Here is a 12,323-nt window from a genome sequence, read left to right on the forward strand (position 1 = left end):
CGCGCCAAGCCCGTTCTGAACCGATTTCTTCAAGCCAGCGACAAAGCCAGACGCCGGACCATTGCGTCCGGTCCGCCCTTGACCCAAAGCTCTGCCGGTAGCCCGCCGGCGCGAGGGAGGGACGGTTGCGACCAAGGATTGTTCAGCAATGTCGCATGCGACTTTTTCGCGCGCCGGTTCCCCCGCCATCAGTCCGTCACCTTTTCGCGCATTTTTCTCAACTCACGCGGCGGTCGTCCGCGCAGGGAGCTCCATCATGATGGGTTTGGTTCGCGCCGCAGCATTTTGCGCCACGCTGGCGCTTGGCCTGGTCGCGGCACAGGCGGCGGACAAGGCCTTCAAACGCGACGATCTCGCCGATTCCGCGATCAAGCTGGAAGCCCAGATCAAGAGTGAGGCGGGCCCGGTCGCCAAATCCAACGCGAGCTTGCGGACCGACGCTGACGCCGCCTTCAAGCGGCTCGACTTCCGGACCGGCCTGCAGATCCTCGGCCAGATCGCCGCCACCACGCCGGAGGACAGCGGCAACTGGCTGCGGCTCGCCAAGACGATCTTCCAGATCCGCTCCGCCAGCTCCAGCGAGCAGACTTTTCTGCTGGAGCGGGCCTCGACGGCCGCCTACATCGCCTACCAGCGCGCGGGCAACCCGGCCGAGGAGGCTGACGCGCTGGCGGTGCTCGGCCGGGCGATGTCCGACCGGAAGCTGTGGCGGCCGGCGCTGGATAGCCTAAGGCTGTCGCTGGACATGCGCGAGGTCGCCGATGTCCGCGGCCAGTACGAGAAGATGCGCGACGAGCACGGATTCCGGCTGCTGGATTACACCGTCGATTCCGATGGGGCGTCGCCGCGGGCCTGCTTCCAGTTCTCCGAGGATTTGGCAAAGCGGGTCGATTTCGCGCCGTTCCTGGCGCTGGCCGGCACCGACAAGCCGGCGCTGACGGCCGAGGGCAAGCAGCTCTGTGTCGACGGCCTGAAGCATGGCGAGCGCTACAATATCAATCTGCGCGCCGGCCTGCCGTCCATGGTCAAGGAGAGCCTGCCGAAATCGGCTGAATTCAACATCTATGTCCGCGACCGCAAGCCGTTCGTGCGCTTCACCGGCCGCGCCTATGTGCTGCCGCGTACTGGTCAGCGCGGTATCCCGCTGGTCAGCGTCAATACGCCCGCGGTGAACGTGAACGTATTCCGGATCGGCGACCGCAACCTGATCAACACCGTGATCGACAGCGACTTCCAGAAGACGCTGAGCCGCTACCAGCTCAACGATCTCGGCGACGAGCGGGGCGTCAAGGTCTGGTCCGGCGAACTCGCGACCGCCACCACGCTCAACCAGGACGTCATTACCGCGTTCCCGGTCGACCAGGCGCTCGGCGACCTGCAGCCGGGCGTCTATGTCATGACGGCCGCCCCCAAGAGCCCCGGCAGCGACGATGACGGCACGCTGGCAACGCAATGGTTCATCGTCTCGGACATGGGCCTCACCGCGTTCTCGGGCAATGACGGCATCCATGTCTTCGTCAATTCGCTGGCGTCGACGGACGCGGTCGCCAGGGCCGAGGTGAAGCTGGTTGCGCGCAACAACGAGATTTTGGCGACCCGCAAGACCGATGAATCCGGTCACGTGCTGTTCGAGGCGGGGCTCGCGCGCGGCGAGGGCGGCCTGTCGCCGGCCATGCTGACCGTCATGAGCGAGAAGGCCGACTACGCCTTCCTCAGCCTGAAGACCAGCGCGTTCGATCTCACCGACCGCGGCGTCGCTGGACGGGCCGTGCCGGCCGGCGCCGACGCTTTCGTCTATGCCGAGCGCGGCGTCTACCGCTCCAACGAGACCGTCTATCTCACAGCGCTCTTACGCGACGGGCAGGGCAACGCCATGACCGGCGGACCGCTGACGCTGGTGATCGAGCGGCCTGATGGCGTCGAGTTCCGCCGCGCCGTGCTGGCGGATCAGGGCGCGGGCGGCCACACCATGGCGGTACCGCTCAACTCGGCGGTCCCGACCGGGACCTGGCGGGTACGCGCCTTCACCGACCCCAAGGGGGCGTCGGTTGGCGAAACCACCTTCATGGTCGAGGATTACATCCCGGAGCGGATCGAATTCGATCTCACTGCCAAGGAGAAGCTGATCAAAGCTGAAGTTCCGGTAGAACTTAAGGTCGACGGGCATTTCCTGTATGGCGCACCGGCTTCCGGGCTGCAGCTCGAGGGTGACATGCTGGTCGCGCCGGCCTCGGCACGGCCCGGTTACCCCGGCTACCAGTTCGGCGTCGCCGACGAAGAGACCGCCAGCAACGAGCGCACGCCGATCGAAAACCTGCCCGAAGCCGACGCCAACGGGGTGGCGACCTTCCCGGTCTCATTGGCTAAACCGCCGTCATCGACCCGGCCTCAGGAGGCCCAGATATTCATCCGCATGGCGGAGACCGGCGGCCGCGCGGTCGAGCGCAAGCTGGTGCTGCCGGTGGCGCCCGCTACGAACCTGATCGGCATCAAGCCGCTGTTCGGCGACAAGAGCGTCGCCGAAGGCGACAAGGCCGAATTCGACGTGGTGTTCGTCGCCCCCGACGGCAAGCAGCTGCCGCGCGACGGCCTGCGCTACGAACTCCTCAAGCTGGAATCCCGCTATCAATGGTATCGTCAGAACTCGTCCTGGGAATATGAACCGGTCAAATCGACCAGCCGTGTTGTCGACGGCGATCTGAAGCTGGCGGCCGACAAGCCGTCGCGCGTCACGCTGGCGCCGCAACCCGGTCGCTACCGCCTCGACGTCAAATCATCAGATGCGGACGGGCCGGTCACCTCGGTGCAGTTCGATGTCGGCTGGTATTCCGACGGCGGCGCCGATACGCCGGATCTCCTGGAAACCTCGATCGACAAGCCGGAATACGCGTCCGGCGACACCATGGTGGTGTCGGTCAACGCCCGCTCGGCGGGCAAGCTCACCATAAACGTGCTCGGCGACCGCCTGCTGACGACGCAAACCAACGACGTCAAGGAAGGCACCCAGCAGGTCAGGATTCCCGTCGGTAAGGATTGGGGGGCCGGCGCCTATGTGCTGGCGACCTTGCGCCGTCCGCTCGATGCCGCGGCGTTGCGGATGCCCGGACGGGCGATCGGCCTCAAATGGTTCGGGATCGACAAGAAGACCCGCACGCTGCAGGTCAATCTGTCGCCGCCGGCCCTCGTACGCCCCGGCACCTCGTTGAAGATTCCCGTCAAGCTCGGCGGGCTCAACCCCGGCGAGGACGCCAAGATCGTGGTCGCCGCGGTCGATGTCGGCATTCTCAATCTGACCAATTACAAGCCGCCGGCGCCGGATGACTATTATCTCGGCCAGCGCCGCCTGACCTCGGAGATCCGCGACCTCTATGGGCAGTTGATCGACGGCATGCAGGGCACCCGCGGCCAGCTCAAGACCGGCGGCGATTCCGCCGGCGCCGAGCTGCAGGGCTCACCGCCCACGCAAAAGCCGCTGGCGCTGTATTCCGGTATTGTCACGGTCGGGCCTGACGGGTCAGCCGAGGTCAGTTTCGACATTCCCGAATTTGCCGGCACCGCGCGGGTGATGGCGGTGGCGTGGAGTTCGAGCAGGCTTGGGCGGGCCACCACCGATGTCATCGTGCGCGATCCCGTGGTGCTGACGGCGACCTTGCCGCGCTTCCTGCTCAATGGCGACCACGGCACCATGAGCATCGACCTCGACAATGTCGAAGGCGCGCCCGGCGATTACGCGATCAACGTCAAGACTTCGGGCCCGGTGAAGGTGACCGGCAATCCGATCACCACCGCCAAGCTCGCGGCCAAGCAGCGCACGTCGATGGCGCTGGCGCTCGACGCCGGCGGCTCCGGAACCGCCAACCTCGACGTCGACATATCAGGGCCGAACGGGCTTTCGCTGTCGCGCCACTATGCGCTCGACGTCAAGGCGGCGACGCAAATCCTGGCGCGCCGCTCGATCCGGACCCTGGCCAAGGGCGAAAGCCTGACGCTGACGTCGGATATGTTCTCCGATCTGGTCACGGGCACCGGCAGCGTCTCGCTGTCGGCGAGCCTCTCCACCGCGCTCGATGCCGCGACCATCCTGAAGGCACTGGATCGCTATCCGCACGGCTGTTCCGAGCAGATCACCAGCCGCGCCATGCCGCTATTGTACGTCAATGATCTCGCGGCCGGCGCCCATCTGGCGATGGATACCGCGGTCGACGAGCGCATCAAGGACGCCATCGACCGGCTGCTGGCGCGGCAGGGCTCGAACGGCTCGTTCGGGCTGTGGTCGGCCGGTGGGGATGACGCCTGGCTCGATGCCTATGTGACGGATTTCCTGACCCGCGCCCGTGAAAAGGGCTTTGCGGTGCCGGATGTGCTGTTCAAGAACGCGCTCGACCGCATCCGCAACTCCGTGGTCAACGCCAATGAGCCGGAAAAGGACGGCGGCCGCGATCTGGCCTACGGCCTCTACGTGCTCGCCCGCAATGGCGCCGCCCCGATCGGTGATCTCCGCTATCTCGCCGATACCAAGCTCGGCAACCTCGCCACGCCGATTGCAAAATCGCAACTGGCGGCGGCGCTGGCCTTGGTCGGCGACAAGGCGAGGGCGGAACGGGTCTATAGCGCAGCGCTTGAAGCGCTGGCGCCAAAGCCCGTGATCGAATTCGGCCGGGTCGATTACGGCTCGGCGCTGCGCGATGCCGCCGCACTGGTGTCGCTCGCCAGCGAAGGCAACGCGCCGCGGGCGACGCTGACGCAGGCGGTTTTGCGGGTCGAAGCGGCGCGGGGGCTTACGCCCTACACCTCGACGCAGGAAAATGCGTGGATGGTGCTGGCCGCCCGCGCGCTGGCGAAGGAGATGCTGAGCCTCGATGTCGATGGGCAGCCGATCAAGACCGCGCTCTATCGCAGCTACAAGGCGGAAGCGATGGCGGGCAAGCCGGTCAAGATCACCAACACCGGCGATGCGCCGGTACAGGCAGTGGTCTCGGTGTCCGGTTCGCCGGTCACGCCGGAACCCGCGGCATCGAACGGCTTCAAGATCGAGCGCAATTATTTCACGCTCGACGGCAAGCCGGCCGATGTCACCAAGGCCAGGCAGAACGATCGCTTCGCGGTGGTGTTGAAGGTCACCGAGGCCAAGCCGGAATTCGGGCACATCATGGTGTCGGATTATCTCCCCGCCGGGCTCGAGATCGACAACCCGCATCTGGTCTCGTCCGGCGACACCGGCACGCTGGACTGGATCGAGGACGGCGAGGAACCGGAAAACACCGAGTTCCGCGACGACCGCTTCACCGCGGCCATCGACCGCGCCAGCGACGACAAGGCGGTGTTCACCGTCGCCTATGTCGTGCGCGCGGTTTCTCCCGGCAAATACGTGCTGCCGCAGGCCTATGTCGAGGACATGTACAACCCCTCGCGCTACGGCCGTTCCGGCACCGGCGCAGTCGAGGTGCGTTCGGCGAAATGAACGGGGAGGCGACCATAGCGCCGGCGGCGAACAACGGACATCGGTGGCGGCGGACCAAGAGGGCGGCGGCTATGTCGGCCGTCGCCGGCCTGATCATTGCCGGCGCCTTCGCCGCTTGGGTCTACGCCCTCGGCCCGCTGCCCCTCGATCAAGCCAGGCAAGTCTCCACCACCATCGTCGACCGCAACAGCAAACTGCTGCGCGCTTACGCCCTGGCGGACGGCCGCTGGCGGTTGCCGGTCGATGCCAAAACTGCCATCGATCCCGGATATCTGAAACTGCTGTTCGCCTACGAGGACCGGCGCTTCTATTCGCATGGCGGCGTCGATCCGCTGGCGCTCGGCCGCGCGGCCTTTCAACTCGTGACCCGCGGCCACATCGTCTCCGGCGGCTCGACGATCACGATGCAATTGGCGCGGCTGATGGAGCCGCGGCGCGAACGCTCGGTTTACGCCAAGCTGCGCCAGGTCGTGCGCGCGTTTCAGATCGAGCGGCAATTGAACAAGGACGAGATCCTCGATCTCTATCTGGCGCTGGCGCCGTTCGGCGGCAATCTCGAAGGCGTGCGCGCCGCCTCGATCGCCTATTTCGGCAAGGAACCGAAACGGCTGTCGCTGGCGGAATCCGCGCTATTGGTGGCGCTGCCGCAATCGCCGGAAACGCGGCGGCTGGACCGTTACCCCGATCACGCGCGCGCGGCGCGGGATCGCGTGCTCGACCGCATGGTGGAAGACCAGATCATCTCGGCGGACGATGCGGTTCAAGCCCGGGCGATCCCGGTGCCACGGCTGCGCAAGCAGATGCCGATCCTGGCGCCGCATTCTTCGGATACGGCGATCGCGATCATGAAGGATACGCCCGTCATCCGGCTGACGCTGGATTCGAGCCTGCAGAAAGCGCTGGAGACGCTGGCGCGCGACCGTGCGATTGCGCAGGGGCCGAACATTTCGATAGCGTTAATCGCCGTCGACAATGAAAGCGGCGACGTGCTGGCCCGGGTCGGCTCGCCGGATTATTTCGACGAACGGCGGGCCGGGCAGGTCGACATGACCCGCGCGCTGCGCTCGCCCGGATCGACGCTGAAACCGTTCATCTATGGCCTCGCGTTCGAAGACGGTTTTGTGCATCCGGAAAGCCTGATCGACGACCGGCCGATCCGCTTCGGCACCTACGCGCCGGAAAATTTCGACATGACCTTTCAGGGCACGGTGCCGGTGCGCAAGGCGTTGCAGCTTTCCCTGAACGTGCCCGCGATCGCGCTGCTCGACCGCGTCGGCGCCAGCCGGCTGTCGTCCCGGCTGAAGCAGGCCGGCGGCAATCTGGTGCTGCCGAAGGACGAAGCGCCGGGGCTCGCCATGGGACTCGGCGGCGTCGGCGTCACCTTGCAGGATCTGGCACAACTCTATTCCGGGCTGGCGCTGCTTGGCACCACGCGGCCGCTGCGCGAGATCATGCTGGCCAAGGACGAGCGCGATCCCCTGCGCCTGATGGATCAGGCCGCGGCCTGGCAGGTCGGCAATGTCCTGATCGGCACCCCGCCGCCGGAAAACGGCGTGCACAACCGGATCGCGTTCAAGACCGGCACCAGTTACGGCTATCGCGACGCCTGGTCGGTCGGCTTCGACGGCCGCATCACCATCGGCGTCTGGGTCGGGCGCCCCGACGGCGCGCCGGTGCCGGGGCTGGTCGGCCGCACTGCCGCAGCGCCGATCCTGTTCGACGCGTTTGCGCGTACCGGCAAAATCCCCGCAGCCCTGCCGAAGCCGCCGAAGGGGGCGCTGCTCGCGAGCAACGCCAAACTACCGCTGCCGCTGCGGCGGTTCCGCGCTGTCGGAGAACTGGTGCGGACCGGCAGCGAGCAGGCGCCGCACATCCAGTTTCCATTGAACGGCTCGCGGATCGACGTCGATCGATCAAATGACGGCCGGTTCGCGGCGATGCCGGTCAAAATCGCCGGCGGCGTGCTGCCGCTGACCATGATGGTGAACGGCGTTTCCGTCGGCGATATCGACAGCCGCCGCCAGCGCCTGATCGATCCGCCCGGACCGGGTTTTGCGCGGTTGACCGTGATCGATGCGACGGGTGCCGCGGATACCGTCGTGATCCGGGTGCAGTGATTATCCGCAGCTCAGCGAATAAACGACCAGTTCTTGTAGAAAACCGTCTTGAACGAGGATGCGACCAGCGCGGCAGCGGCGACGGCGGCGTCGAATACGGGCTGCAGATGGTTGGGCCGCACGATGTCCATGAACAGGCAGTAGCGCGCCTGGTCGACGTCGTTCACGGAGCGATGGAACAGCGTGTCGTCGAACACGAACAGCGGCTGCTTGTTCCAGAAATGGGTCTTGTCGTCGACATTGATGAAGACCTGATCGCTGTCGACCGGATCGAGATTGTACAGCACCCGGAAGGTCAGGCGCAGCGGCCCGAAATGCCATGAGGTTTTTTCGCGGGTGTTGAACACCGACACCGCGATGGTCTTGATGTAGCGATATTCCTGCTCGAAGGCGGGAATCCGCACCGTGATGTCCTGCTGTTTGGCGTACCATTTGAACGTCAGCATGCCGCGCTTCTTGTCGCCGAGCACTTCGGAGACGCGGGCCTTGATCAGGTCGCCATTGTCGACAAAAGCCTTCACGCAGGCCTCGATCTCGGCGCGGTGCTCCGCCGGCAGATCCTCCAGCCGGTACATGCCGAGGTTGCGCGCCGACAGCATGTCGGCGAACAGGTTGATCGGGGACAGCAGCCAGGTCGGAATACCGTTGCCGAGAAAATACTTCTCGGCCATCTCGGGCGTGACCTTGAAATGGCGACTGATATCGAGCGCGCCGCAGGCAATGAAGAACAGCGTCACATAGGGCGCAAAATACAGCGCCGGAACCAGCACGATCAGGGCGATAGCGAAACGCCGTGCGCGCTTGCGGCTGATGTAGTCACCGATTGCCATCTTATTAGCGCCACGTTTGAGGGGTCGGGCGCCTGTCGCCCTTAACGCTCTCTTAAAACTTCCCCGGCGGCCGGACAAGGTCGGGGAGACCGCGGATTAGATGGAACTGTGGTGTTGTTTGCAGTGCGGTTTCATCGTATGCGAACAAGATGGTTGAACCCGTCCAGGTCAGGCGTTTTGGAGCAGGCCAACAGTCTGTGAAACCTGCGAATTCCAGCCGCAGGCTGCTCGCCGCGTTCGACTTCGCCACGGCCAGTCATCTGCGCGCGATGGTGTTCCTGACACTGGTCGGGCTGGTATTTTTCCTGCCCGGCTTTTTCACCATTCCGCCGATCGACCGGGATGAGGCGCGGTTCGCGCAGGCGACCAAGCAAATGGTCGAAACCGGCGATTTCGTCGACATCCGCTTTCAGGACGATGTCCGCTACAAGAAGCCGGTCGGCATCTACTGGCTGCAATCGGCCGCAGTCGAAACCGCATCACAGCTGGGCCTGCCGCGGGCACAGCTGCGCATCTGGCTTTACCGTGTGCCCTCCCTGATCGGCGCGATCGGCGCGGTGTTGCTGACCTACTGGACCGCGCTCGCCTTCGTGACACGGCGCGGGGCGGCATTGGCCGCGCTGATGATCTGCAGCTGCGTTCTGCTCGGCGGCGAGGCGCGGTTGGCGAAGACCGATGCGATGCTGCTGCTCACCGTCGTCGCCGCGATGGGCGCGATGGCGCGGGTGTATCTGTCCTGGCAACGCGGCGAGGATCCGGCGCATCCGCCATGGAGCTCGCCGGCGATTTTCTGGACCGCGCTGGCCGGCGGCATCCTGCTCAAGGGGCCGCTGATCCTGATGTTTGTCGGGCTGACCATCGCGGTGCTCGCGATCCTCGACCGCTCGGCGGTCTGGCTGTGGCGCATGCGGCCGGTATGGGGCCTGACGTGGCTGCTGGTTCTCGTGCTGCCGTGGTTCGTCGCGATCTTCTGGCGCGCGGGCGACGCATTTTTCGCCGATTCGATCGGCGGCGACATGTTGAGCAAGCTCGCCGCGCAGGAATCCCATGGCGCGCCGCCCGGACTGTATCTGCTGCTGTTCTGGGTGACGTTCTGGCCGGGCGCGCCGCTCGCCGGGATGGCGGCACCGGCGGTCTGGCGGGCGCGGCGGGAGCCGGGCGCGCAATTTCTGCTGGCGTGGCTGATCCCGTCCTGGATCGTCTTCGAAGCCGTGCTGACCAAGCTGCCGCATTACGTGCTGCCGCTCTATCCGGCGATTGCGATCCTGACCGTCGGCGCGCTGGAACGGCGCGTGCTGTCGCGATCCTGGCTGATCCGCGGCGCGGCCTGGTGGTTCGCGATCCCGGCGATCGCTTCGGTGATTGCCATCGTCGGCGCCATCAAGCTGACGCATCAGCCGGTGTTTCCGGCATGGCCGCTTCTGGCCGTGGCGATGATCTTCGGCCTCGTCGCCTGGTGGCTGTTCGAAGAGAGCCGCGCCGAGCGGTCGCTGTTGAACGCGGTTCTTGCCGCGGCGCTGTTGGCGGCGGGAGTCTATGGCGTGGTGATACCGTCGCTGACGACGCTGTTTCCGAGCGCCGAAGTGGCGCGCGCGCTGCGTAATGTGGTCTGCGTCGGACCCAAAGCCGCGGCGGCGGGCTTTCAGGAGCCGAGCCTGGTCTTCATGACTGGCACCGACACCCTGCTGACCGATGGATCCGGTGCGGCGGATTTTCTGGCGCGGGGCAGTTGCCGGTTCGCACTGGTGGAATCGCGCACCGAACGGAGTTTTATCCAGCGCGCCGAAGCCATCGGGCTGCGCTACAACGCGCCGACCCGCATCGACGGCTATAACATTTCGCAGGGCCGGGCGGTTTCGATCGCCATCTTCCGTTCCGAGGGCACGGAATAAAATGTCCTCGCTTTCAACCGCCGGCGAACCCGCAAATTATTTTTGGCGCCTCGGCACGCTTGCACGGCTATCGCTTGCCCAGATCGTGCGCGCGCCGTCGCATTCACGCCGCGCGGAAGCCGCGCGGCGGTCCGCGCGTCATGTCGTGCTGCTGATGGCCATCGTCGGCGTCGCCATCGTCACGCTGATGTATGTGCTTGACGTGCGCGAGATCGGTTTGATGCCGCCGCGCGGCAGCCCCGGTCTTTGGTCGGTTCGGATCCTGACCGATTTCGGCAAGGATATTTACGTGCTGGGGGCGCTGGGCGGGCTGTTGATCGCGGTCGCGGTCGTTGCACCGGGGCTGCGGGGAATCCAGCGATCGCTGTTGCTGGGTTTGGGGACCCGTCTGCAATTCGTGTTTCTTGCCGTGCTGGTGTCGGTTCTCACGAGCGAATTGATCAAATGGATCGTCGGCCGCGGTCGGCCGTTCGTCGGCGGCCACGCCAACGCCTTCAACTTTTCGCACTTCGCCGGCACCGAGGCCTATTCGAGCTTTCCCTCCGGGCATGCGACCACGGCCTTTGCGCTGGCGTTCGCCGTTGCCGCCATCTGGCCGCGGGCGCGGATCGCGATGATCGCCTACGCGCTCGTGATCGCGGCAACCCGCCTTGTGCTGCTGGCGCATCACCCCAGTGACGTCGTTGCCGGGGCACTGGTCGGTATCACCGGCGCGATGGCCGTGCGGTACTGGTTTGCGGCCCGCCGGCTGGGCTTTGCGATCCATCGGGACGGCAGCATTGTGGCGCTGACCGGACCCTCGCCAGGGCGCCTCAAAAGGGTTGCCCGGGGGGCTTTCGCCCCATAATAAGCGGACGCCGCGACCGGCCGGACCATGCGGTTCCAGCCGGATTCAAACCCAACTCAAGCAAAAACCAAGCCGAGAGTGCCGATTTGCCTGCTTCCGACACCGCTGCGGTGACCGTTTCCATCGTTGTGCCCGTGCGCAACGAGGCGGATAACGTCGCGCCGCTGATTGCCGAAATCACAGGCGCGCTCGACGGCCGCTGGGCCTACGAGATCATCTACGTCAATGACGGTTCGACCGATGCGACCGCCGAGCGGCTTGCCGCGATCATGAAGCAGCGCCCAAATCTCAGGCAGCTTCGGCATGCCAATTCGACCGGACAATCGGCGGCGGTGCGCAGCGGCGTTCGCGCCGCGCGCGGCGCCATCGTGGCAACGCTCGATGGGGACGGGCAAAACAATCCTGCATTCCTGCCTGATTTGATCCTGGCGATCGAGAATGGCGGCGGCCGCGTCGGTCTTGCCGCCGGCCAGCGGGTGGGACGCAAGGACACCGGCTTCAAGAAAATGCAGTCACGTATCGCCAACGCCGTGCGCAGCGCGATCCTGAGCGACGGCACCCGTGATACCGGCTGCGGGCTGAAGGCCTTCCCGCGCGAAGCGTTCCTGTCGATGCCTTATTTCGACGGACTGCATCGCTTCCTGCCGGCGCTGATGCGCCGCGAAGGTTTCGATATCGCCTATGTCGACGTGATCGACCGCCCGCGCCATTCCGGCATGTCAAATTACGGATTCTTCGACCGGCTATGGATCGGGATCATGGATCTTGCCGGTGTATGGTGGCTGATCCGCCGCAAGAAGCGGACCCCTGTTGCGACCGAGGTGACGCCTCATGACTGACATACTCAACTATCTACACGATGTTTTCATCATCAAATTCGACGCCTGGGTCGTGCTCGGATTCATCGCGCAGGGCTTTTTCACCGCGCGTTTCCTGGTGCAATGGATTGCGTCCGAACGCGCCCGCAAAAGCGTGGTCCCGGTGGCGTTCTGGTTCTTCTCGATCGGCGGCGGCGTGCTACTGCTGATCTATGCGCTGTATCGCCGGGATCCCGTCTTCATTGCGGGGCAGGCATTCGGCCTCGTGGTCTACCTGCGTAACCTCTATTTCATCATCGCCAACGGACGGCAGGCTGCCGCCGAGTCCTAGGCGTTGCGGGCCGCAAGTGCTATCGTA

At 65.3% G+C, this 12,323-nt stretch carries 7 protein-coding genes; 6 read left to right on the forward strand and 1 reads right to left on the reverse strand.

Annotated elements, in window-relative coordinates:
• The first annotated feature begins 256 nt into the window (after positions 1-256).
• Together NL528_RS22185 and pbpC are read left to right on the forward strand one after the other, a co-directional pair.
• Positions 257-5,461 carry an alpha-2-macroglobulin gene (locus tag NL528_RS22185; protein WP_309184775.1) on the forward strand — a complete coding sequence of 1,735 codons (5,205 nt, stop codon included), beginning with the start codon at positions 257-259 and terminating at the stop codon, positions 5,459-5,461.
• 71 nt (positions 5,462-5,532) lie between these two features.
• Positions 5,533-7,578, forward strand: coding sequence for a penicillin-binding protein 1C (gene pbpC, locus NL528_RS22190; RefSeq protein ID WP_309184776.1), 2,046 nt, complete (start codon positions 5,533-5,535; stop codon positions 7,576-7,578).
• A gap of 11 nt (positions 7,579-7,589) precedes the next feature.
• Here pbpC and NL528_RS22195 read toward each other — a convergent pair whose 3' ends face one another.
• Complete coding sequence (locus NL528_RS22195; RefSeq protein ID WP_309184777.1) at positions 7,590-8,408, reverse strand: aspartyl/asparaginyl beta-hydroxylase domain-containing protein; 819 nt, start codon at positions 8,406-8,408, stop codon at positions 7,590-7,592.
• Positions 8,409-8,557: 149 nt separating this feature from the next.
• On the opposite strand from NL528_RS22195, the gene NL528_RS22200 reads away from it, so the two are divergent.
• The 4 genes from NL528_RS22200 to NL528_RS22215 all read left to right on the forward strand — a co-directional run bounded on the left by NL528_RS22200 (position 8,558) and on the right by NL528_RS22215 (position 12,296).
• Entirely contained in the window at positions 8,558-10,300 is a 1,743-nt protein-coding gene (locus NL528_RS22200; RefSeq protein ID WP_309184778.1) for a glycosyltransferase family 39 protein, read from the forward strand.
• 1 nt (position 10,301) lies between these two features.
• The gene (locus NL528_RS22205) at positions 10,302-11,147 is read left to right on the forward strand and encodes a phosphatase PAP2 family protein (protein WP_309184779.1); all 846 of its coding nucleotides are present in this window, start codon (positions 10,302-10,304) and stop codon (positions 11,145-11,147) included.
• A gap of 86 nt (positions 11,148-11,233) precedes the next feature.
• Positions 11,234-11,986, forward strand: a complete 753-nt coding sequence (locus tag NL528_RS22210) for a glycosyltransferase family 2 protein (RefSeq protein WP_309184780.1) — start codon at positions 11,234-11,236, stop codon at positions 11,984-11,986.
• Complete coding sequence (locus tag NL528_RS22215; RefSeq protein WP_309184781.1) at positions 11,979-12,296, forward strand: lipid-A-disaccharide synthase N-terminal domain-containing protein; 318 nt, start codon at positions 11,979-11,981, stop codon at positions 12,294-12,296. Before NL528_RS22210 ends, NL528_RS22215 begins: the two co-directional genes overlap by 8 nt.
• Positions 12,297-12,323 lie beyond the last annotated feature (27 nt).

Source organism: Bradyrhizobium sp. Ash2021, assembly GCF_031202265.1.
Classification (GTDB): Bacteria; Pseudomonadota; Alphaproteobacteria; order Rhizobiales; family Xanthobacteraceae; genus Bradyrhizobium.